26 protein-coding genes are annotated in these 20,068 nt (G+C 70.3%); 10 read left to right on the top strand and 16 right to left on the bottom strand.

Annotated elements, in window-relative coordinates:
• Positions 1 to 13: 13 nt before the first annotated feature.
• The 6 genes from trmB to H5397_RS18660 all read left to right on the top strand — a co-directional run bounded on the left by trmB (position 14) and on the right by H5397_RS18660 (position 4,464).
• On the top strand, positions 14 to 814 hold the full coding sequence (gene trmB, locus H5397_RS08565; protein ID WP_309224323.1) for a tRNA (guanosine(46)-N7)-methyltransferase TrmB: 801 nt from the start codon (positions 14 to 16) through the stop codon (positions 812 to 814).
• Positions 811 to 1,632, top strand: a complete 822-nt coding sequence (truA, locus tag H5397_RS08570) for a tRNA pseudouridine(38-40) synthase TruA (RefSeq protein WP_182816582.1) — start codon at positions 811 to 813, stop codon at positions 1,630 to 1,632. The genes trmB and truA overlap by 4 nt, the downstream gene beginning before the upstream one ends.
• A complete protein-coding gene (locus H5397_RS08575) occupies positions 1,629 to 2,243 on the top strand; it encodes a class I SAM-dependent methyltransferase (RefSeq protein ID WP_182816584.1) in 615 nt (204 codons plus the stop codon). Before truA ends, H5397_RS08575 begins: the two co-directional genes overlap by 4 nt.
• Positions 2,244 to 2,291: 48 nt before the next feature.
• Positions 2,292 to 2,501 (top strand): CsbD family protein, encoded by a 210-nt coding sequence (locus H5397_RS08580; protein WP_182816586.1) that lies wholly within the window; start codon positions 2,292 to 2,294, stop codon positions 2,499 to 2,501.
• A 261-nt stretch (positions 2,502 to 2,762) separates the two neighbouring features.
• On the top strand, positions 2,763 to 3,374 hold the full coding sequence (locus H5397_RS08585; RefSeq protein WP_182816588.1) for a superoxide dismutase: 612 nt from the start codon (positions 2,763 to 2,765) through the stop codon (positions 3,372 to 3,374).
• A gap of 181 nt (positions 3,375 to 3,555) precedes the next feature.
• Positions 3,556 to 4,464, top strand: coding sequence for a resuscitation-promoting factor (locus H5397_RS18660; protein WP_182816590.1), 909 nt, complete (start codon positions 3,556 to 3,558; stop codon positions 4,462 to 4,464).
• Positions 4,465 to 4,977: 513 nt separating this feature from the next.
• Here the strand turns inward: H5397_RS18660 and rplQ are convergent.
• From rplQ to H5397_RS08630, 8 genes are all read right to left on the bottom strand, one after another.
• Positions 4,978 to 5,586 (bottom strand): 50S ribosomal protein L17, encoded by a 609-nt coding sequence (rplQ, locus tag H5397_RS08595; protein ID WP_182816592.1) that lies wholly within the window; start codon positions 5,584 to 5,586, stop codon positions 4,978 to 4,980.
• A 23-nt stretch (positions 5,587 to 5,609) separates the two neighbouring features.
• Positions 5,610 to 6,623 (bottom strand): DNA-directed RNA polymerase subunit alpha, encoded by a 1,014-nt coding sequence (locus H5397_RS08600; protein ID WP_182816594.1) that lies wholly within the window; start codon positions 6,621 to 6,623, stop codon positions 5,610 to 5,612.
• 230 nt (positions 6,624 to 6,853) lie between these two features.
• Positions 6,854 to 7,459, bottom strand: a complete 606-nt coding sequence (gene rpsD, locus H5397_RS08605) for a 30S ribosomal protein S4 (protein ID WP_182816596.1) — start codon at positions 7,457 to 7,459, stop codon at positions 6,854 to 6,856.
• A 33-nt stretch (positions 7,460 to 7,492) separates the two neighbouring features.
• Positions 7,493 to 7,912, bottom strand: coding sequence for a 30S ribosomal protein S11 (gene rpsK / locus H5397_RS08610; protein WP_182816598.1), 420 nt, complete (start codon positions 7,910 to 7,912; stop codon positions 7,493 to 7,495).
• Positions 7,913 to 7,945: 33 nt separating this feature from the next.
• Positions 7,946 to 8,320: a 30S ribosomal protein S13 gene (rpsM, locus tag H5397_RS08615; RefSeq protein WP_182816600.1), complete on the bottom strand. Its 375-nt coding sequence runs from the start codon at positions 8,318 to 8,320 to the stop codon at positions 7,946 to 7,948.
• 227 nt (positions 8,321 to 8,547) lie between these two features.
• Complete coding sequence (gene rpmJ / locus H5397_RS08620) at positions 8,548 to 8,661, bottom strand: 50S ribosomal protein L36 (RefSeq protein ID WP_020575560.1); 114 nt, start codon at positions 8,659 to 8,661, stop codon at positions 8,548 to 8,550.
• A gap of 76 nt (positions 8,662 to 8,737) precedes the next feature.
• Positions 8,738 to 8,959 (bottom strand): translation initiation factor IF-1, encoded by a 222-nt coding sequence (infA, locus tag H5397_RS08625; protein WP_131167419.1) that lies wholly within the window; start codon positions 8,957 to 8,959, stop codon positions 8,738 to 8,740.
• 108 nt (positions 8,960 to 9,067) lie between these two features.
• Positions 9,068 to 9,439: a DUF1707 domain-containing protein gene (locus tag H5397_RS08630; RefSeq protein ID WP_182816602.1), complete on the bottom strand. Its 372-nt coding sequence runs from the start codon at positions 9,437 to 9,439 to the stop codon at positions 9,068 to 9,070.
• A 139-nt stretch (positions 9,440 to 9,578) separates the two neighbouring features.
• Between H5397_RS08630 and H5397_RS08635 the strand changes: the two genes are divergently transcribed.
• From H5397_RS08635 to H5397_RS08645, 3 genes are read left to right on the top strand one after another with little or no spacing between them, the layout of a single operon-like run.
• The gene (locus tag H5397_RS08635) at positions 9,579 to 10,598 is read left to right on the top strand and encodes an ABC transporter substrate-binding protein (protein WP_309224324.1); all 1,020 of its coding nucleotides are present in this window, start codon (positions 9,579 to 9,581) and stop codon (positions 10,596 to 10,598) included.
• Positions 10,599 to 10,602: 4 nt separating this feature from the next.
• A complete protein-coding gene (locus H5397_RS08640; protein WP_182816606.1) occupies positions 10,603 to 11,517 on the top strand; it encodes an ABC transporter permease in 915 nt (304 codons plus the stop codon).
• Positions 11,510 to 12,295: an ABC transporter ATP-binding protein gene (locus H5397_RS08645; protein WP_182816608.1), complete on the top strand. Its 786-nt coding sequence runs from the start codon at positions 11,510 to 11,512 to the stop codon at positions 12,293 to 12,295. The genes H5397_RS08640 and H5397_RS08645 overlap by 8 nt, the downstream gene beginning before the upstream one ends.
• Positions 12,296 to 12,302: 7 nt before the next feature.
• Here the strand turns inward: H5397_RS08645 and H5397_RS08650 are convergent, their stop codons facing one another.
• The 5 genes from H5397_RS08650 to H5397_RS08670 form a co-directional block, all read right to left on the bottom strand.
• The gene (locus H5397_RS08650) at positions 12,303 to 13,988 is read right to left on the bottom strand and encodes a formate--tetrahydrofolate ligase (protein ID WP_309224325.1); all 1,686 of its coding nucleotides are present in this window, start codon (positions 13,986 to 13,988) and stop codon (positions 12,303 to 12,305) included.
• Between the two features lie 77 nt (positions 13,989 to 14,065).
• On the bottom strand, positions 14,066 to 14,899 hold the full coding sequence (map, locus tag H5397_RS08655) for a type I methionyl aminopeptidase (RefSeq protein ID WP_309224326.1): 834 nt from the start codon (positions 14,897 to 14,899) through the stop codon (positions 14,066 to 14,068).
• Positions 14,896 to 15,483, bottom strand: coding sequence for an adenylate kinase (locus tag H5397_RS08660; RefSeq protein ID WP_182816612.1), 588 nt, complete (start codon positions 15,481 to 15,483; stop codon positions 14,896 to 14,898). Before H5397_RS08660 ends, map begins: the two co-directional genes overlap by 4 nt.
• On the bottom strand, positions 15,480 to 16,817 hold the full coding sequence (gene secY / locus H5397_RS08665) for a preprotein translocase subunit SecY (RefSeq protein ID WP_182816613.1): 1,338 nt from the start codon (positions 16,815 to 16,817) through the stop codon (positions 15,480 to 15,482). The genes H5397_RS08660 and secY overlap by 4 nt, the downstream gene beginning before the upstream one ends.
• Before the next feature lie 102 nt (positions 16,818 to 16,919).
• On the bottom strand, positions 16,920 to 17,633 hold the full coding sequence (locus tag H5397_RS08670; RefSeq protein WP_182816615.1) for an SOS response-associated peptidase: 714 nt from the start codon (positions 17,631 to 17,633) through the stop codon (positions 16,920 to 16,922).
• Between the two features lie 110 nt (positions 17,634 to 17,743).
• Here H5397_RS08670 and H5397_RS08675 point away from each other — a divergent pair, with 110 nt between their 5' ends.
• Complete coding sequence (locus tag H5397_RS08675; protein WP_220492129.1) at positions 17,744 to 18,649, top strand: hypothetical protein; 906 nt, start codon at positions 17,744 to 17,746, stop codon at positions 18,647 to 18,649.
• Positions 18,650 to 18,813: 164 nt separating this feature from the next.
• On the opposite strand, the gene rplO is transcribed toward H5397_RS08675, so the two are convergent.
• The 3 genes from rplO to rpsE are packed head-to-tail and all read right to left on the bottom strand — an operon-like array spanning position 18,814 to position 20,064.
• Complete coding sequence (gene rplO, locus H5397_RS08680; RefSeq protein WP_182816617.1) at positions 18,814 to 19,257, bottom strand: 50S ribosomal protein L15; 444 nt, start codon at positions 19,255 to 19,257, stop codon at positions 18,814 to 18,816.
• A gap of 1 nt (position 19,258) precedes the next feature.
• A complete protein-coding gene (gene rpmD, locus H5397_RS08685; protein WP_182816619.1) occupies positions 19,259 to 19,441 on the bottom strand; it encodes a 50S ribosomal protein L30 in 183 nt (60 codons plus the stop codon).
• A complete protein-coding gene (gene rpsE / locus H5397_RS08690; protein WP_182816621.1) occupies positions 19,441 to 20,064 on the bottom strand; it encodes a 30S ribosomal protein S5 in 624 nt (207 codons plus the stop codon). The genes rpmD and rpsE overlap by 1 nt, the downstream gene beginning before the upstream one ends.
• Positions 20,065 to 20,068 lie beyond the last annotated feature (4 nt).

Genomic DNA, 20,068 nt, shown 5'->3' on the forward strand with positions numbered 1-20,068 from the left:
GTAGGCTCACCGCGTGCCGCGTCCAGATCGTCCCCGGGTCCACCGGGAGGTTGTCTCCTACGTCCGTCGCTCCGCCCGGATGAACGCCTCCCAGGAGAAGGCGTGGACGACGCTGGCCGACGACCTGGTCATCCGCGTCCCGGCGCGGGAGCTCTCCACGTCGGTGCACCCGGACGCCCACGTGGACTGGGCCGCCACATTCGGCCGCGAGGCCCCACTGTTCGTCGAGATCGGTTCCGGCCGGGGCGAGGCCCTGGTCGCGCTCGCCGAGCAGCACCCGGAGGCGAACGTGGTGGCGTTCGAGGTCTTCCAGCCGGCGGTCGCCTCCACGCTGAGCCGGATCAACCGCCACGGCGTCACCAACGTCCGCGTCGTGCTCGCCAACGGCGTCGAGGGGCTGGAGCACCTGTTCGCCCCCGCCACGGTCGCCGAGCTGTGGACGTTCTTCCCCGACCCCTGGCACAAGCCTCGCCACCACAAGCGCCGGCTGGTCAGCCCCGAGTTCGCCGAGCTCGTCGCCTCGCGGCTGGTGCCGGGCGGGCAGTGGCGGCTGGCCACCGACTGGGCCGACTACGCCGAGGCGATGCGCGAGGTGCTCGACGTCGCCCCGGGGCTGGTCAACGTGCACGGCGGGTGGGCCCCCCGCTGGGCCGAGCGCCCACTCACCAAGTACGAGCAGCGCGGCCTCGACGCCGGGCGCGAGGTCCACGACCTCACCTACCGACGCCCGGACGCCGACGCCGACGTCCCCACGGTGCCCGACCTGCTCCACCGCGAACCGCGGCCCGGGGCGTCCGGGGAGGTGCCGTTGTGACGCAGGCCGCACCGACGCGCTACCGGCTGGACCTCGCCTACGACGGCCGCGACTTCCACGGCTGGGCCACGCAGGACGGCTTCCGCAGCGTGCAGGGCACCCTCGAGCACTGGATCAGCACGGTGCTGCGCCTGCCCGAGCCGGTCAGCCTCACGGTGGCCGGCCGCACCGACGCCGGGGTGCACGCGCGCGGCCAGGTGGCCCACGTCGACCTGCCCGCGGACGACCTGGCCGAGGAGCTGCAGCGACGCCTCGGCCGCGTGCTGCCCGACGACGTGGTGGTGCACCGGGTCCGGGTGGCGCCCGAGGGCTTCGACGCCCGCTTCGCCGCGATCTGGCGCCGCTACGTGTTCCGCCTGGCCGACGACTCCCCCGACCCGCTGGTGCGCCACACGGCCGTGCGCGTGCGCGGCCCCCTCGACGTGGCCGCGGTCGACGCGGGCGCGCGCTCGCTGGTCGGCCTGCACGACTTCGGCGCGTTCTGCAAGCGCCGCGAGGGCGCGACCACGATCCGGGAGATGCTGGAGTGCCACGCCGAGCGCTCCCCCGCCGGGCTGGTCGAGGTGACCCTGCGCGCCGACGCGTTCTGCCACTCGATGGTCCGCTCGGTGGTCGGCGCCCTCGTCGCGGTCGGCCAGGGGCAGCGGGACGCCGCGTGGCTGGCGTCCCTGCTCGACCGGGTCGACCGGGCCGGCGACGTGACGGTCCTCCCGCCCCACGGGCTCGTGCTCGAGGAGGTCGGCTACCCGCACGACGACCAGCTGGCCGCGCGCCAGCTCGAGGCCCGTGCCCGCCGCGACGAGAGGCCCCTGCCATGACGCACTACTTCGAGACGCCGACCTCCGAGGAGCGCCGCCGCACGATCGACGTCCGGTTCTGGGACACCGACTGGACCTTCACGACCGCCGCAGGCGTGTTCTCCGGGGACGGGCTGGACCTCGGCACGGGTGTCCTGCTGCGCACGCACACCCCGGACGCCGGCGCCCGCCGGATCCTCGACCTGGGCTGCGGGTACGGCGTGCTGACCGTGGCCGCGGCGTCCGCCGCACCGGGCGCGACCGTGGACGCCGTGGACACCAACGAGCGCGCCCTCGCGCTGACCCGCCTCAACGCGGCCGCGCACGGCGTAGGTGACCGTGTGCGGGCCACGCTGCCCGAGGACGCCGACCCGGAGGCCCGCTACGACGAGATCTGGTCCAACCCGCCGATCCGGATCGGCAAGGAGGCCCTGCACGCCCTGCTGCTGCACTGGTTGGCCCGCCTGGCGCCGGGCGGCGTGGCCCGCCTGGTGGTGGGCCGCAACCTCGGCGCGGACTCGCTGCAACGCTGGCTGCAGGAGCAGGGCTACCGCTGCGACCGGACCGCTTCGGCCAAGGGATTCCGGGTGTTCGAGGTCGCACCCCTTGTCATCCAACCTGCGTCCGACTAGCCTCGACGAATCGAGCGCAGGCGCCCGCCGCGCGGAGAGGAGTTGCCCATGGGACTCGGTGACAAGATCTCGAACAAGGCCGAGGAGCTGGCCAGCAAGGCCAAGGAAGCTGCCGGCGACGTGACGGACAACGAACGCCTCGAGGCTGAGGGCAAGGCCGAACAACTCGGCGCCAAGGCCAAGCAGGCGGGCGAGAACGTCAAGGACGCAGGCCGGAACCTGGCTGACGGCGTCAAGGACGCCTTCGACGGCCGATAGCACTCGACCACCACCACTCTCCCGAACGGGGTGCCGGAGACTACTCCCGCACCCCGTTCGGCGCGTCCGGGGGGTGCCGGCTCCTGCCGGCCGGCAGCGCACCGTGGCGATGCGCAGGGCGACGCCATCGCCGACCGTCCTACCCGCGCGGTGCTGCAGCTTTCACCCCCGCTGACCCCCTTGCCCTTCCCGCAGGGGGGAATAGGGTGGGGACGTTCGCTGTTGCACGCAACGACGACCCGAACGAGAGGAAGCAACCCGATGACGTACACCCTTCCGGAGCTCGACTACGACTACAGCGCCCTCGAGCCGCACATCTCGGCCCAGATCATGGAGCTGCACCACAGCAAGCACCACCAGGCCTACGTGACCGGCGCCAACACCGCGCTCGAGAAGCTGGCCGAGGCCCGCGAGACCGGCAACTTCGCCGCGATCAACAAGCTCGAGAAGGACCTGGCCTTCCACCTCGGTGGCCACGTGAACCACTCGGTGTTCTGGAAGAACATGTCCCCCGACGGCGGCGGCGCCCCCGAGGGTGAGGTCGCGGCCGCGATCGACGAGTTCTTCGGCTCGTTCGACGGGTTCCAGAAGCAGTTCAACGAGGCCGCCAACGGCATCCAGGGCTCCGGCTGGTCGATGCTGGTGTGGGACACCCTCGGCAAGCGCCTCAACATCAACCAGCTCTTCGACCAGCAGGGCAACCTGCCCGTCGGCCAGCTGCCGATCCTGCAGCTCGACATGTGGGAGCACGCGTTCTACCTGCAGTACAAGAACGTGAAGGGCGACTACGTCAAGGCGTGGTGGAACGTCATCAACTGGGCCAACGTCGGCGAGCGCCTCGCCGCGGCCCGTGCCGCCGAGATCGCCTACTGATCGGCGACCGCAACCCGCGCAGACCGCCGCGGCAGGCGTCCCCCGTGGACGCCGGCCGCGGCTTTTTCTGGTCACTCCGACCAGCCAACCTGATGAAACACTGAGAGTCAGTTTGAGATTTTCTCAGAAACAGCGGATAGTAGAGGGTGAAAGAACTTGTTCCGCACGTCAGGAGTCCGTCTTGCCCATCTCGACCAAGCTCGTCGCCGTCGCTGCCAGCGCGGCTGTGCTGGTGACCGGCGCCGGTGTCGCCATCGGCGCCACGCAGGGGCAGCCCGCCACGGTGGCCACCGTCGCCCAGCCCGCGCCCGTGACCACCGACATCCGCGTGTGGGCCGACAACACCACCCACTGGCTCAACCTCACCGAGCCCACCGTCAGCCAGGCCATCGCGGCCGCCGGCGTCAAGCTCGGCAACCTTGATCGTGTCTCCCCCGCCATCGGCACCGTCCTGAAGGCCGGCGACACCATCACCGTCCAGCGCGTGGCCGTCACCAGCGAGACCAAGGTCGTCACCCTCGAGTTCCCGACCACCGAGGTGAAGGACCCCTCGCTGGCCAAGGGGCAGCGCAAGGTGAAGACCGAGGGCGTCAATGGCACCCGTGAGGACGTCGTCGAGGTCGTCACGGTCGACGGCGTGGTCGAGAGCACCAAGACCCTCTCCGAGACTGTCACCCTCGAGCCGGTCGCCCAGGTCGTCCGCGTCGGCACGAAGGTCGCCGAGCCGAAGAAGGTCGAGCCCAGGAAGGTCACCTCCCGTTCGACCGAGCGCACCACGCCGGCCAAGAAGTCGACCCCGCCGAAGGACTCAGCCCCGGCTCCCGAGCCCAAGGGTGGCGCCATCAACCTGGCCCGCGCCGACATGTGGGACCGGATCGCCCAGTGCGAGTCCTCCGGCCGCTGGAACATCAACACCGGCAACGGCTACTACGGCGGCCTCCAGTTCAACCTGGCCACCTGGCGCTCGGTGAACGGCCCCGACTTCGCGGCCTACCCGCACCAGGCCTCGCGCGCCGAGCAGATCACGGTCGCGAACCGGCTCTACGCCCAGCGCGGCCTGCAGCCCTGGGGCTGCCGCCACGCGGCCTGACCCACGTCAGCCCGAAGGCCCCGCGAGCATGTGCTCGCGGGGCCTTCGCGTTTCCCGGGCACGGCCGCGCTCATGCCCGCCTGGCCCTCCCGTACCACGGACGCCGTGGGCCCACCGCGCCGGGCCCACGGCGTCCCGTTCGTCTCGCCACCCGCAGGACCGACACTCGAGCACCGCGGAGGCCCGCCCCGGCCGGTCGAGTGTCGGTCCTGCGGGTTTCGGGAACCTCCGCTGCCCAACCCCCCTCGCTCATGCGCACGCTGCCGCAGGCGGCGGCTGCCGGAGCCGAGAAGTGACCTCAACCGAGGGACTTCGCCCGCGTACGCCTGCGCGAACGGAAGAAGTAGGCCGGGTTCAGGTCAGTTCTCGGTCATGCCCCAGCGCATCCGCCTCGGGGCCCCGGGCACCGACCCACCGGTCCGCGCTGCCCGGACCACCAACAGCCCCTGCACAACAGAGCGCCCGGCCCCCATCGGGGACCGGGCGCTGCGTGCTTGCCGGTGAGGGCGAGGCTCAGGCCTCGTCCTTCTCCTCGTCGGCGTCGGCCGACTCCTGGCCCGCCATCGCGTCGACGAAGCCCGCGGCCTCGACGGCCTCGGTGGCGACGGGCTCGTCGGTGGGGACGGTGTCGGCCTCGACGTCGACGACCTCGGCGGCAGCCTCCTCCTTGGCCGGCTTGGCGGCCTTGGCGGCGGGCTTGCTGGCGGCCTTCGGGGCGGCCTTGGAGCCGGACGCCTTGGCCTTGGCCTTGCGCGACTCCTCGACCGTCTCGGAGACGATCTCGATCACGGCCATGGGCGCGTTGTCGCCCTGGCGGTTGCCGATCTTGGTGATGCGGGTGTAGCCGCCGTCACGCTCGGCCATCGTCGGCGCGATCTCGGTGAACAGGACGTGGACGACGCCCTTGTCGGTGATGGTGCGCAGCACGACGCGGCGGCTGTGCAGGTCACCGCGCTTGGCCTTGGTGATCAGCTTCTCGGCCAGCGGGCGGACGCGCTTGGCCTTGGCCTCGGTCGTCGTGATCCGGCCGTGCTCGAAGAGCTGGCTGGCGAGGTTGGCCAGGATGATCCGCTCGTGGGCCGGGCTTCCGCCGAGGCGGGGACCCTTCGTGGGCTTGGGCATGGTGGTTGTCTCTCCTGGGTCTGTCAGAACTGGTCGTTGTCGGCGTCGAAGTCAGCGTCCTCGTCGTAGCTGCCCAGGGCAGCCAGCGGGTCGAAGCCGGGGGCGCTGTCCTTGAGGGCGAGGCCCATCTCCTGGAGGCGGAGCTTGACCTCCTCGATCGACTTGGAGCCGAAGTTGCGGATGTCGAGGAGGTCCTGCTCGGAGCGGGAGACCAGCTCGGACACGGTGTGGATGCCCTCGCGCTTGAGGCAGTTGTAGCTGCGCATGGTCAGCTTCAGCTCCTCGACGGGGAGGGCGAGGTCGGCGGCGTACTGCTCGTCGACCGGCGAGGGGCCGATCTCGATGCCCTCGGCCTCGACGTTGAGCTCACGGGCCAGGCCGAAGAGCTCCACCAGCGTCTTGCCGGCGGACGCCACGGCGTCGCGCGGGCTGATGGCCGGCTTGGTCTCGACGTCGACGATCAGGCGGTCGAAGTCGGTGCGCTGCTCGACACGGGTGGCCTCCACCTTGTAGGTGACCTTCAGCACGGGGCTGTAGATCGAGTCGACCGGGATGCGGCCGATCTCGGAGTCGGCGTGCTTGTTCTGCGCGGCGGAGACGTAGCCACGGCCGCGCTCGACGACGAGCTCCATGTCGATCTTGCCGGACGCGTTGAGCGTGGCGATGTGCAGCTCGGGGTTGTGGATCTCCACACCGGCGGGCGGCGCGATGTCGGCGGCGGTGACAGCACCGGCCCCGGCCTTGCGCAGGTACATGACGACCGGCTCGTCCTCCTCGGAGGACAGCACGAGCTGCTTGACGTTGAGGATGATCTCGGTCACGTCCTCGACGACACCCGGGAGGGTCGAGAACTCGTGCTGGTTGCCCTCGATCTTGATGCTGGTCACGGCCGCGCCCGGGATGGACGACAGCAGCGTGCGCCGCATCGAGTTGCCGAGGGTGTAGCCGAAGCCCGGCTCGAGGGGCTCGATGACGAAGCGCGACCGGTTGTCGGAGATGACGTCCTCGGTCAGCGTCGGACGCTGTGCGATGAGCATGTTGTTCCTTCCCACCGCCCACTATTTGACGGTGAAAGCGGGCCCGGCACCGTGCCGAACCCGAAGTTTCAAGGTGACCCCCACCCCACACCGGTGGGGCGGGCGGCCGGGTAGCCGAGCGGGCGGCGTCCGATTCGTCGTGGGCCGTGGATGGGCCTGGCCCCCTGCCCTGCGCCTGCGCAGTGCAGGGTGGTTGGCCCGCGACGAACTCGGACGCCGACCGCGTCCGACTACTTGGAGTACAGCTCCACGATCAGCTGCTCCTGCACGTCGACCGTGATCTGGTCGCGGGTGGGCAGCTGGTGCACGAGGATGCGCATCCGGTTGGGGCGAACGGTCAGCCACGCCGGGACGACGCGCTCGTGGTGCGTCTCGCGGGCGATGACGAACGGGTCCAGGTTCAGCGACTTCGGCTTGACGTCGATGATGTCGTACGCCGTGACGCGGTAGCTGGGGATGTTCACCTTCTTGCCGTTGACCAGGAAGTGGCCGTGGACCACGAGCTGGCGGGCCTGACGACGGGTCGAGGCGAAGCCGGCGCGGTACACGACGTTGTCGAGGCGCGACTCGAGGATCTGGAGCAGGACCTCACCGGTCTTGCCAGGCTTGCGCACGGCCTCCTCGTAGTAGCGGCGGAACTGCTTCTCGAGGACGCCGTAGGCGAAGCGGGCCTTCTGCTTCTCGCGGAGCTGGAGCAGGTACTCCGACTCCTTGGTGCGGGCGCGGCCGTGCATGCCCGGGGGGTACGCGCGGCGCTCGAAGGCCTTGTCGTTGCCCACCAGGTCGGTACCGAGCCGGCGGGACTTCTTGGTGATGGGGCCGGTGTAACGGGCCATGGTTGATCAGTCCTTACTTTCTTCGACTCGGGCTCAGACGCGACGGCGCTTGGGGGGACGGCAGCCGTTGTGCGGCACGGGGGTCACGTCGGAGATCGGGCCGATCTCCAGGCCCAGCGCCCCGAGCGAACGGATGGCGGTCTCACGGCCGGAGCCGGGGCCCTTGACGAAGACGTCCACGCGCTTCATGCCGTGGTCCATCGCACGGCGACCAGCGGCCTCGGCGGCCATCTGGGCCGCGAACGGCGTCGACTTGCGCGAGCCCTTGAAGCCGACGGTGCCGGCGGAGGCCCACGAGATCACCGCACCGGTCGGGTCGGTGATCGTGATGATGGTGTTGTTGAACGTGCTCTTGATGTGTGCCTGCCCGGAGACGATGTTCTTCTTCTCCTTGCGACGAACCTTGTTCTTCGCGGCGGCAGCCTGAGCCTTGGTGCGGCCTGCTTGTGCCATGTGTCTGGTTCTCCTGGTCTCTCAGGCGCCGCGTCAGCGGGCCTTCTTCTTGCCGGCGACGGCCTTCTTGCGGCCCTTGCGAGTACGCGCGTTGGTGCGCGTGCGCTGCCCGTGGACCGGGAGGCCCATGCGGTGGCGGCGGCCCTGGTACGAGCCGATCTCGATCTTGCGACGGATGTCGGCGGCGACCGTACGACGGAGGTCACCCTCGGTCTCGTAGTTCGCCTCGATGAAGTCACGCATCGCGACGAGCTGCTCGTCGGTCAGGTCCTTCACGCGGACGTCGCCGCTGATGCCGGTGGCGGCCAGGATCTCCTTGGCGCGGGTGCGACCGATGCCAAAGATGTAGGTGAGGCCGATCTCCAGACGCTTCTCGCGCGGAAGATCGACACCGATGAGTCGTGCCATCAGGCGTGTCCCTTTCAAATGTGTCAGCCCGTGGGCTGCGAAGGTGTGTGGCGTGCGGCGTCCCGTGCGCCTGAGCGCGGGCCCCGGCCTTCGTCCGGGGGTGGATCCAGGGGGTTTGGCGTGCGGGAGCGTCTCCCGCACCCACCTGGGTGTGCCGTCACGTTCTTCAGTTGTTGTTGGAGGGGCTCCAACGGTGATCGTGTCCCTCCGACCCCACAGCGGGCAGGTCAGCCCTGGCGCTGCTTGTGGCGGGGGTTCTCGCAGATCACCATCACGCGACCGTGCCGGCGGATCACCTTGCACTTGTCGCAGATCTTCTTGACGCTCGGCTGAACCTTCATCGAGCTACTTTCTTCTCTGGTGCCGGGCACAGGGGTGTCCCGCGTCCGGCGTGGATGGATGCGTTGAGAACTTCGGTCACTTGTGGCGGTAGACGATGCGCCCGCGTGTGAGGTCGTACGGGGACAACTCCACGACGACCCGGTCGCTGGGCAGGATGCGGATGTAGTGCTGCCGCATCTTGCCGCTGATGGTCGCCAGAACGCGGTGCCCGTTGGTCAGCTCAACGCGGAACATCGCGTTGGGCAGAGCTTCGACGACGGAACCCTCCATCTCGAGGGCGCCTTCCTTCTTGGCCATGATCTCCTCAGGGAACGCTTCGCCACCTGTGGACACAGGTGACCGACGTCCCATGTTACTCCAACCGGCAACGGACGCCCAAATCCCCCTTCGGGGGTGCCATCGCGCTCAGAGCAGGATGGCGAACAGGATCACCAGCAGCAGCACCAGGGCCACCACGCCACCGGCCGCGACCTTGGCGACCATGGCCCCGCTCGGCGCGCGCGCCTCGCTCAGCTCACCCGGACGCCCCGGGCCCGCCTCCACGATCGCCGGCACGTCGTGCGTGGACGCCCCGGGCAGGACCTCGACCACACCCGCGACCTCGCCCAGGGTGGTCGCCCCGAACAGGGTGTCCAGCAGGCGGGGGTACTCGTCGGCGGAGACCTGTCCGGCCTCGTAGGCGGCGTTGAGCCGCTCGACCAGGCGGTTGCGCTCGCCGTCGTCCAGCGGCGCGTTCGGGGTCGCGCGGTACTTCGAGGATCGGGGCAGCTCGGCCATGTCCTCCACCGTAGTCGGTGCCGCGGCCTTGTCGAGGCCTGAGACCGGCCCGGCGGCGTCCCCACCGCTCGATACTGTGGCCCGGTCCCAGCCCGCGCGGTACCTCACGACCGCCGTGGGCCGTCCGGAAGGAACCATCGTGAAGCGCAACCCCGTCACCGTCGTCGCGGGCCTCGTCGCCGCCCTGTCCCTCGCCCTCGCGGGCTGCGCCGGCACCCCGGCCGCCGCGCCGGCGTCCACCCCCGCGGCCGGCGGCAGCACCGCCCAGGCCCCGGCCGACCCCAAGACCTACAAGGTCGGCGTCTCCCAGTACGTCGCCCACCCGTCGCTCGACGCGTCCCTGGTCGGCTTCAAGAAGGCCCTCGCCGACGCGGGCCTCGAGGTCACCTACGACGAGAAGAACGGCAACGCCGACCAGGCCACCGTCACCTCGATCTCCACCACCTTCGCCACCGCCGGCCTCGACCTGGTGCTCGCCATCGCGACCCCGTCGGCCCAGGCCGCCGCGCAGGCCATCACCGACACCCCGGTGCTGTTCACCGCGGTCACCGACCCGGTCGCCGCCAAGCTCGTCGAGTCGATGGACGCCCCGGGCCACAACGTGTCCGGCACCTCCGACATGAACCCGGTCGCCGAGCAGATCGCCCTGGTCAAGAAGCTCAAGCCCGAGGCCAAGACCCTCGGCATCATCTACTCCTCCGGCGAGGTGAACTCCGAGGTCCAGGTCGCCGCCGCCAAGGAGGCCGCCGCCGTCGAGGGCCTTGAGGTCGTCGAGAAGACCGTCACCGCCACCGGTGAGGTCCAGCAGGCCGCCAACTCCCTCGAGGTGGACGCCATCTACGTGCCGACCGACAACAACGTCGTCGCGGGCCTCGAGTCGGTCATCCAGGTCGCCGAGACCAAGCAGATCCCCCTGGTGGTCGGCGAGGGCGACTCGGTCAAGAAGGGCGGCATCATCACCTACGGTATCGACTACGAGAAGCTCGGCTACCAGACCGGCGAGATGGCCGTGAAGATCCTCACCGAGGGCGCCGACGTGTCGACGATGGCCGTCGAGACCCAGAAGGACCTCGCGGTCTACGTGAACAAGGCCGCCGCCGAGCGCATGGGCGTGACCATCCCCGAGGACGTCCTGGCGGGCGCCGAGGTCGTCGGCTGACCCGATGCTGTCCGCTCTTGACCTGGGCCTGATCTACGGCCTGATGGCCCTGGGGGTGTACCTCACGTTCCGCGTGCTGGACTTCCCCGACCTGACCGTGGACGGCAGCTTCACGACCGGAGCTGCCGTCACGGCGTCCCTCATCATCGCCGGCCAGTCGCCGTGGCTCGCCACGGCGGCCGGCGCGGTCGCGGGAGCCATCGCAGGCCTGGTCACGGGCGTGCTGCACACCAAGGGGAAGATCAACCCGCTGCTGGCGGGCATCCTGACCCAGATCGCCCTGTACTCCATCAACCTGCGCATCATGGGGCGTGCCAACCTGCCCCTGCTGCGCACCGACACGCTGCTGTCGGGCCTGCGCGACGACCGCCACCTGGGCACCTGGGTGTCGGTCGCCATGTTCGCCGTCGTCGTGCTGGCCTTCATGCTGGCCCTCGACTGGTTCCTCAACACCGACCTGGGCCTGGCCCTGCAGGCCACCGGCGACAACGAGCGCATGATCCGCGCCCAGGGCGTGTCGACCGACAACACCAAGATCCTGGGCCTGGCCCTGTCGAACGGCCTCGTCGGCCTCGCCGGCGGCCTGATCGCCCAGTACCAGGGCTTCGCCGACATCGGCATGGGCATCGGCCTCATCGTGGCCGGCCTGGCGTCGGTGATCATCGGCCAGGCGATCATCTCCGGCCGGCGCTTCATCTTCGCGACGCTCGCCGTGGTGGTCGGTTCGGTGGTGTACCGCATCGTCATCCAGCTCGCGCTGCAGGCCGGCGCCGACCCCAACGACATGAAGCTCATCTCGGCCATCCTGGTCGTCGCGGCGCTGCTGCTGCCCCGCCTGGGCGTCTTCCGCCACATGCGGGCCCGGCGTCGCGAGCGCCTGATGGAGGCCGCCGCCAAGGGAGAGGCCGCCCGTGCTTGAGGTCCGCAACCTGCGCAAGATCTTCTTCCAGCACACGCCGAACGAGAAGGTCGCCCTCGACGGGGTCGACCTGACCCTGGCCGAGGGTGACTTCGTCACCGTCATCGGCTCCAACGGCGCGGGCAAGTCGACGCTGCTCAACGTGGTCGCCGGCGAGTTCCGCCCCGAGGCCGGCTCGGTGCACATCGACGGCGTCGACGTGACGAAGATGCCCGTGCACAAGGTGGCCCGCTGGGTCGGCCGCGTCTTCCAGGACCCGATGGCCGGCACCACGCCGCACGGGACCATCGAGCAGAACCTGGCGATGGCGTTCGCGCGTGGCAAGACCCGCGGCCTGCGCACCGGCGTCACCCGCGCCAAGCGCGAGATGTTCCGCACCGAGCTGAAGAGCCTCGAGCTCGACCTCGAGAACCGGCTCCGCACCGACGTCGGGCTGCTGTCCGGGGGTCAGCGCCAGGCGCTCTCGTTGCTCATGGCGACGTTCAGCCAGCCCAAGATCCTGCTGCTCGACGAGCACACCGCCGCCCTCGACCCCGCCCGCGCGGCGCTGGTCACGCGGCTCACCGACGAGGCCGTCGCCCGCCATGGGCTCACCACGCTGATGGTGACGCACAACATGCACCAGGCCCTGGCCATGGGCAACCGGCTGATCATGATGCACGAGGGCCGGATCATCTACGAGCTCGCCGGCGAGGACAAGAAGAAGGCCACGACCGACGACCTGCTCCACGAGTTCGAGAAGCTGAAGGCCGTCTCCGACCGCACGCTGCTCGCCTGAGCAGGGCTCAGAACAGGCCCATGATCCGGCCGTCCTCGGCCAGGTCCATGCGCTCGGCGGCCGGCGAGGAGCCGAGGCCGGGCATCGTCTGCATCTGTCCCGACAGCACGTACACGTAGCCCGCGCCCGCCGCGAGACGCACCTCGCGCACCGGCAGCACCCAGCCCTTGGGCGCGCCCCGGTCGGCCGGCGTGGCCGTCGTCGAGAGGTGGGTCTTCGCGATCAGCACCGGCAGCCCGCCGAAGCCGAGGTCGGTGAGGCGACGCAGCTCGGTCGCCGCGGCCGGGGCCAGGTCCACCCCGGACGCCCCGTACACCTTGGTCGCGACGGCGTGCAGCTTGTCCTCCAGGGAGGCGTCCAGCTCGTAGGAGAACGTCAGGTTCGTGCCGTCCTCGACGGCCTCCAGCACCGCCCGGGCGAGGGCCGTGGCGCCCGCTCCCCCGTCGGCGACGTGGGTCGACACCGCGCACCGCACGCCCCGCTGGTGCGCGAAGCGCTGGATCACCGCGTGCTCAGAGGGGTGGTCGTCGGGGAACGCGTTGATCGCGACCACCGCCGGCACGCCGGTGCCCGCGACGATGTCGAGGTGGTGGGCCAGGTTCGACAGGCCGGCCGCGACGTCGTCGGGGTTCTCCTGCAGCAGCTCGGGCGGCAGCGGCTTGCCCGCCACGACCTTGAACCGGCCCGAGTGCACCTTGAGCGCGCGCACGGTGACGACGACGACCGCCGCGTCGGGCACGAAGCCGGACGTGCGGCACTTCACGTTCACGAACCGCTCGTAGCCCAGGTCGGCGCCGAAGCCAGCCTCGGTCACGACGATGTCGGAGCGCGACAGCCCCACGTGGTCGGCCACGATCGAGCTGTTGCCGGTGGCGATGTTCCCGAAGGGCCCGCAGTGGATCAGCGCGGCCTGCCCCTCGATGGTCTGCAGCAGGTTGGGGCGCACGGCGTCCTTGAGCAGCACGGCCATGGCACCTGCGGCCTTCAGCATCTCGGCCGTCACCGGACGCCCCTCGACGTCGGTGCCCACCACGATGCGGCCCAGCCGCTCGCGCAGGTCGGTCAGCGACGTCGCCAGCGCGAGGATCGTCATGACCTCGGACGCCGCGGTGATGTCGAAGCGCGCCTGCCGCGGCACGCCGTCGAGGCGTCCGCCGAGGCCGATGACGATGTTGCGCAGCGCGCGGTCGTTCACGTCGAGCACGCGGCCCCACGTGATCGAGTGCGGGGCGATGCCGAGCTTGTTGCCGTGCTGCAGGTGGTTGTCGACCATCGCGGCCAGCAGGTTGTGGGCCGCCGTGACCGCGTGGAAGTCACCGGTCAGGTGCAGGTTGAGCACCTCCATGGGGATGATCTGCGACCACCCCGCGCCCGCGGCGCCGCCCTTGATGCCGAACACCGGGCCCAGCGAGGGCTGTCGCAGCACGGCGGTGGCCTGCCGGCCGACCTTGCCGAGCCCCTGCACGAGGCCCACGGCGGTGGTGGTCTTGCCCTCCCCCAGCGGCGTCGGGGTGACGGCGGTCACCACCACGTACTTGCCCGAAGGCCGGGCCGCACCCACGGCGTCCAGCTCGATCTTGGCCGCGTGGCGGCCGAAGGGTTCGAGGTCGTCGGGCGCGAGCCCGAGCGAGGCACCGATGTCGGTCAGCGGCCGTAGCGGCGCGGCCTGGGCGATCTCGAGATCAGAAGGCACGATCCCCATTCAACACCACCGGCAGGCGGCAGGCCCGTCGGCAGGGGGCGCCGGGCCCGCAGTGTGAAGAGTTGCGGTCAGTCGGCCAGCGGCCCGAACGGGACGCCCCGCGCGGCGAGTTCGGCCTCGCCCCCGTCCTCGGCCGTGAGGACCCACAGGCCCTTCGGCGTGACGGTGATCGTGTGCTCCCAGTGGCAGGCGCGCGAGCCGTCCTTGGTCACGACCGTCCACTCGTCGTCGAGGGTGACGCCGACGGCCGAGCCGAGCGTGACCATGGGCTCGACGGCGAGGGCCAGGCCCTCGACGATCCGCGGCCCGCGGCCCGGACGCCCCACGTTCGGCACGTCGGGGGCCTGGTGCATCTCGGAGCCGATGCCGTGGCCGGTGTAGTCCTTGAGGATGCCGTAGTGCTCGCGGCGGGCCCGGATGCTCTTCTCGATGGCGTGGGAGATGTCGGTCACGCGGCCGCCCAGGTGCGCGGCGGCGATGCCCGCCCACAGGGACTCGAGCGTCACGTCGGAGAGCCGCTGGTCGGCCTCGGACAGCTCGCCGACCCCGAAGGTGATCGCGGCGTCGCCGTGGAAGCCGTCGACGATCGCGCCGAAGTCGACCGAGACCAAGTCACCGGCGACGAGCTCACGGGGCCCGGGGATGCCGTGGACGACCTCCTCGTTGACCGAGATGCAGGTGACGCCCGGGTAGGGCGGGTAACCCCAAGCGGCGCCATAGTTCAGGAAGGAGGACCCGGCGCCGTGGCGGGCCAGGATGTCGCGGGCCAGCTGGTCGAGCTCGCCGGTGGTGACCCCGGGGGCCGCGGCCTCGCGGACCGCGCGGTGCACCTCGGCGACGACGAGGCCGGCGCGCCGCATGGTGCGCAGCTGGTCGGGCGTCTTGAGTTCGACGCCGCTCACGCGGGCTGTCCGAGCTTGGCGTCGAGGGAGCCGGTGATGCGCTCGCGGACCTCGTCGACCGTGCCCACGGCGTCCACCTCGACGAGGAGGCCGCGGTCGCGGTACACGTCGAGCAGCGGCGCGGTCTGGGCGTGGTAGACCTCGATGCGGTGGCGGATCGACTCCTCGTTGTCGTCGGCCCGGCCCTCGATCTCGGCCCGCTTGAGCATGCGGGCGATCAGCTGGTTGGGGTCGGCCACGAGGGCGATGACGGCCTGGAGGCGGCGCCTGCTGCGGATGAGGGCCCCGTCGAGGGCCTCCACCTGGTCGAGGGTGCGCGGGTAGCCGTCCAGCAGGAAGCCCCCGCGCTTGCGTACGTCGGGGCTGGAGAGGCGCTGGAACACCATCTCGTTGGTCAGCTCGTCGGGGACGAGGTTGCCGGCCGCGATCAGCGACTCGATCCGCTTGCCCAGCGGGGTGCCCAGCTGGATGTTGTCGCGGAAGAGCTGGCCCGTCGAGATCGTGACGATGCCGTAGTGGTCGGCGATGGCGCCGGCCTGGGTCCCCTTCCCCGCCCCCGGCGGGCCCATGATGAGGAGCCTCACCTCAGGAAGCCCTCGTAGTTGCGCTGCTGCAGCTGGCTCTGGATCTGCTTGACGGTGTCGAGGCCGACGCCGACGACGATCAGGATGGAGGTGCCACCGAAGGGGAACTGCTGCGACGTGCCCAGCGCCAGGAAGGCGAAGGCGGGCAGCAGGGAGATCAGGCCCAGGTAGGTGGCGCCCGGCGCGGTGAGGCGGCTCAGGACGTGCGCGAGGTACTTCTCGGTCGGCTTGCCCGCACGGATGCCCGGGATGAAGCCGCCGTACTTCTTCATGTTGTCCGCGACCTCCTCGGGGTTGAAGGTGATCGACACGTAGAAGTAGGCGAAGGCCACGATCAGCACGAACATGACCAGGTTGTGCCAGATGCCCTGTCCCGACATGTTCGTCGCGATCCACGACGACACCGGGTTGTTGGGGGCGAACTGGGCGAACATGATCGGCAGGTACAGCAGCGAGCTGGCGAAGATCACCGGGATCACACCGGCCTGGTTGACCTTGATCGGGATGTAGGTGGTGCTGCCACCGACGAGGCGACGTCCGACCATGCGCTTGGCGTACTGCACCGGGATGCGGCGCTGCGCCTGCTCGACGAACACGACGCCCAGCATGACCAGCAGGCCCACCGCGAGGACCGCGACGAAGGCCAGCCAGCCGGACGAGTTCGGCAGGGTCAGGCCGTTCCACTCGGTGGCGCCGCGGGACAGCGCGATGGCCCACACCTGCGCCGGGAACGCCGCCGCGATCTGGGTGAAGATCATCACCGACATGCCGTTGCCGACGCCGCGCTCGGTGATGAGCTCGCCCAGCCACATCACGATGCCGGTGCCGGCCGTCATGGTCAGGATCATCACCAGGATCGGGAACAGCGAGTTGTCGTAGACCAGCGGCAGCGCACAGCCCGGGAACAGCTGGCCGCTGATCGCCATCGTGACGAACGCGGTCGACTGCATGATCGCCAGGACGATCGTCAGGTAACGGGTGTACTGCGTGATCTTCTGCTGGCCGGCGCCACCCTCCTTCTTGAGCGCCTCCAGCCGCGGGATCACCACGGCGAGGAGCTGGAAGATGATGGAGCTGGTGATGTACGGCATGATGCCCAGCGCGAAGATCGACAGCTGGAGCAGCGCGCCACCCGAGAACAGGTTGATCATCGAGTACAGGCCGGCGGACTGACCGGTCGATGCCTGCAGGGTGCACTGCTGCACGTTCTGCATGTTCACGTTGGGGGCGGGGATCACCGAACCGAGACGGAAGACCGCGAGCACCCCGAGCGTGAACAGGATCTTCCGGCGCAGGTCAGGGGTCCTGAGCGCGTGGGCGAAGGCGGAGAGCATCCGGTTCCAATCAACTGGCGACAGCACAACAAGGTCGGGCCGTGGGCCCAACCGGTCAGACTCTACCAAGCCTTCGGGGTGCTCGGCGCATCGCCCGGGACCTCAGCGCAGGGGTTGCAGCAACTCCGGCCCGTCGTTGCGCACGTTGTTCACCAGCGGCACCACGGCGTAGGTCTCGACCTCCGCACCGTGCGGTGCGTGCAGCAGGGGCCGGACGCCCTCGGCGTCGGTCAGCCGGGGGTCGAGCCAGGCGTCCCAGTCGCCCGGGAGGACCGTCATGGGCATGCGGTCGTGGATGTGCCCCAGCGCGTCGGTGGCCTGCGTGGTGATGATCGTGCAGGTGGTCAGCCAGGCCCCCTCCCCCGCGAGCCCCGGGTCCTTCCAGAACTCGTAGAGGCCGGCCATGACGAACGGTCCCTCCCCGGGCGTCCGGATGAACCACGGCTGCTTGGCCGGCTTACCGGTCGGGCCGGTGGTCGGCGTCCACTCGTAGAACCCGTCGGCAGGGATCAGGCAGCGCCGGGCCGCGAACGCCTTGCGGAACGCGGGCTTCTCCGCGACGGTCTCGGCGCGGGCGTTGATCATGCGGGCCCCGCCGCGGGCGTCCTTGGCCCAGGAGGGCACGAGCCCCCACCGGGGGGTGACGAGCTTGCGGACGGCCTGGCGGGTCTCCTTGTCGAGCCGCTCGACGACAGCAGGCACCGGGTCGGTGGGCGCCGCGTTGAACGTGGGCAGGGGTTCGTCCACGACCTCGTCGATCGCGAAGGTCTCGATGATGTCCTCGGTGCTGGCCGAGGCAGCGAAGCGCCCGCACATGCGCGCCAGCCTAACCCGGCGTCCGAATGGGTCCGTCCCGACAACACCCGGACAACACCACCCCTGTGGATGCCGGGATCGGCGCTCGCGGCAGCCCCGAGGCTGGATGCATGGCCTTCAACCCCAAGCTCCCCTTCCGGGCCAGGGACGCCCTCGCCGCCGGGCTCACCCGGCGCGCACTCGCCTCGTCCCGGTTCCGGCGCCTGTTGCCCGGCGTCTACGTGGACGCTCGGATGCCGGTGACCCCGCTGCTCGAGGCCCGCGCTGTCATGCAACTTCTGCCGGTCGACGGCTTCGTCTCCCACCACACCGCCGCGCGCGTGCTGGGTGGCGTGGTGCCCCACGACGAGAACCTGCACGCGAGCGTGCCGGCCCATCGCAACCGATCCCGGAAGCTGGGCCTGCAGGTCCACCGCTCGACCCGGACGCCGGTGACGTTCGACGGGGTCCGGACCACGTCACCGACCGCCACGTTCATCGACCTCGCCGGCGTGCTGGGCCTGGTGGACACGGTCGTGCTGGGCGATTCCTTGGTCAGGAAGGGGCTGGCGAGCCCCGCCCGGCTGGTCAGGGCCGCGGCGTCGGCCCCGGACCGCCTCCGCACGCGGGCCGTCCGGGCCGCAGCGCTCGTGCGCGCGCGGGTGGACTCCCCCATGGAGACCCGGACCCGACTCCTGCTCCTGCTCGCCGGGCTTCCCGAGCCCCAGATCGACATCGAGTTCCGGGACGACCACGGCATCGTCCTCCGACGCGTCGACATGGGCTACCGCGAGGCGCGGCTCGGCATCGAGTACGACGGACGCCACCATGCCACCGTGGTCTCCCAGTGGGAGGGCGACATCACGCGCCGCGAGGAGTTCGACCTACGGGACTGGCGGCTGGTCACCCTGGTCGCCAAGGACATCTACCGGACGCCGTCGGCCACCCTCGAGCGCGTGGTGGCAGCCATGCGTTCGCGTGGGATGCAAGTCCCTCCCCTGCGCGACGAGTGGCGTGCCCACTTCCCTGGCCGGTGACCCCGGGTCGGGTCGGCCCCATCGTCGGGGATGGCTTCGACTCGCCCAAGGGCCCGATCGCGTACGAGATCCATCCACGTGGATGGGTCCGTCCAAGGTGCCGCACCCGGACATGCACGAAGGGCGCCCCCGATGGGGACGCCCTTCGCGTGTGTGTGATCAGGTCACAGCTCGTTGGCGGTGCCGCCGGCTGCCTCGATCTTGCTCTTCGCCGACGCGGTGTACGCGTGGGCGTCGATGTCGAACTTCACGGTGGCCTCGCCGGTGCCGAGCACCTTGACCAGGCGGCCCTTGCGGACGGCGCCCTTGGCGACGAGGTCCTCGACAGTGACCTTGCCACCCTCGGGGAAGAGCTCGACCAGCTTCGCGATGTTCACGACCTGGTACTCCACCCGGAAGGGGTTCTGGAAACCGCGCAGCTTCGGCAGCCGCATGTGCAGCGGCATCTGGCCGCCCTCGAAGTTCGCCGGCACGTTCTTGCGTGCGCCGGTGCCCTTGGTGCCACGGCCGGCGGTCTTGCCGCCCTTGCCACCCTCACCGCGGCCGACGCGGTGCTTGTCGGTCTTGGCCCCGGGGGCCGGGCGCAGGTGGTGTGCCTTGAGCGCCATGTCAGTCAACCTCCTCGACGGAGACGAGGTGGATGACCGTGTTGACCATGCCGCGGTAGTGCGGCAGGTCCTCACGCTCCACGACGTCGCCGATCTTCCGCAGGCCGAGGGTCTTGAGGGTCTCGGCCTGGTTCCGCTTGGCGCTGTTGGCGCTCTTGATCTGGGTCACGCGCAGGGTGGCCATCAGGCAGCGCCCTCCTTACGAGCCTTGAGCAGGGCGGCCGGGGCCACGTCCTCCACGGGGAGGCCGCGACGCTTGGCGACCTGCTCGGGCTCCTCGAGCTGCTGCAGGGCGGTCACCGTGGCGTGCACCACGTTGATCGCGTTGGGGCTGCCCAGCGACTTGGCCAGCACGTCGGAGATGCCGGCGCACTCGAGCACCGCGCGGGCCGAACCACCGGCGATCACACCGGTACCCGGGGACGCCGGGCGCAGCAGGACGACGCCTGCGGCCTTCTCGCCCTGGACGGGGTGCGGGATGGTGCCCAGGATGCGGGGGACGCGGAAGAAGTTCTTCTTCGCCTCCTCGACACCCTTGGCGATCGCCGCGGGCACCTCCTTGGCCTTGCCGTAGCCGACACCCACGGTGCCGTCACCGTCGCCCACCACGACGAGCGCGGTGAAGCTGAAGCGACGACCACCCTGGACGACCTTGGCGACGCGGTTGATGGCAACCACGCGCTCCAGGTACTGGCTCTTCTCCTCACGGGCGGCGTTGTCGCGCCCGCCTCGACGATCGTCGCGGCCGCGACGCTCGCCACCGCCCTGGCCGCGCTGGCCACGGGCGTTCGCGTTTTCGTTCGCCATTGTT

This window comes from Propioniciclava sp. MC1683 (genome assembly GCF_014164675.1).
Classification (GTDB): domain Bacteria; phylum Actinomycetota; class Actinomycetes; order Propionibacteriales; family Propionibacteriaceae; genus Propioniciclava.

Excerpts from the sequence above, each read along its gene's own strand:
- H5397_RS08575 (WP_182816584.1), top strand. The coding sequence starts at position 1,629 with ATGACGCACTACTTCGAGACGCCGACCTCCGAGGAGCGCCGCCGCACG.
- H5397_RS08580 (WP_182816586.1), top strand. The coding sequence starts at position 2,292 with ATGGGACTCGGTGACAAGATCTCGAACAAGGCCGAGGAGCTGGCCAGC.
- H5397_RS08585 (WP_182816588.1), top strand. The coding sequence starts at position 2,763 with ATGACGTACACCCTTCCGGAGCTCGACTACGACTACAGCGCCCTCGAG.
- rplQ (WP_182816592.1), bottom strand. The coding sequence starts at position 5,586 with ATGCCCAAGCCCACGAAGGGTCCCCGCCTCGGCGGAAGCCCGGCCCAC.
- H5397_RS08600 (WP_182816594.1), bottom strand. The coding sequence starts at position 6,623 with ATGCTCATCGCACAGCGTCCGACGCTGACCGAGGACGTCATCTCCGAC.
- rpsD (WP_182816596.1), bottom strand. The coding sequence starts at position 7,459 with ATGGCCCGTTACACCGGCCCCATCACCAAGAAGTCCCGCCGGCTCGGT.
- rpsK (WP_182816598.1), bottom strand. The coding sequence starts at position 7,912 with ATGGCACAAGCAGGCCGCACCAAGGCTCAGGCTGCCGCCGCGAAGAAC.
- rpsM (WP_182816600.1), bottom strand. The coding sequence starts at position 8,320 with ATGGCACGACTCATCGGTGTCGATCTTCCGCGCGAGAAGCGTCTGGAG.
- rpmJ (WP_020575560.1), bottom strand. The coding sequence starts at position 8,661 with ATGAAGGTTCAGCCGAGCGTCAAGAAGATCTGCGACAAGTGCAAGGTG.
- infA (WP_131167419.1), bottom strand. The coding sequence starts at position 8,959 with ATGGCCAAGAAGGAAGGCGCCCTCGAGATGGAGGGTTCCGTCGTCGAA.
- H5397_RS08630 (WP_182816602.1), bottom strand. The coding sequence starts at position 9,439 with ATGGCCGAGCTGCCCCGATCCTCGAAGTACCGCGCGACCCCGAACGCG.
- H5397_RS08640 (WP_182816606.1), top strand. The coding sequence starts at position 10,603 with ATGCTGTCCGCTCTTGACCTGGGCCTGATCTACGGCCTGATGGCCCTG.
- secY (WP_182816613.1), bottom strand. The coding sequence starts at position 16,817 with ATGCTCTCCGCCTTCGCCCACGCGCTCAGGACCCCTGACCTGCGCCGG.
- H5397_RS08670 (WP_182816615.1), bottom strand. The coding sequence starts at position 17,633 with ATGTGCGGGCGCTTCGCTGCCTCGGCCAGCACCGAGGACATCATCGAG.
- H5397_RS08675 (WP_220492129.1), top strand. The coding sequence starts at position 17,744 with ATGGCCTTCAACCCCAAGCTCCCCTTCCGGGCCAGGGACGCCCTCGCC.
- rplO (WP_182816617.1), bottom strand. The coding sequence starts at position 19,257 with ATGGCGCTCAAGGCACACCACCTGCGCCCGGCCCCCGGGGCCAAGACC.
- rpmD (WP_182816619.1), bottom strand. The coding sequence starts at position 19,441 with ATGGCCACCCTGCGCGTGACCCAGATCAAGAGCGCCAACAGCGCCAAG.
- rpsE (WP_182816621.1), bottom strand. The coding sequence starts at position 20,064 with ATGGCGAACGAAAACGCGAACGCCCGTGGCCAGCGCGGCCAGGGCGGT.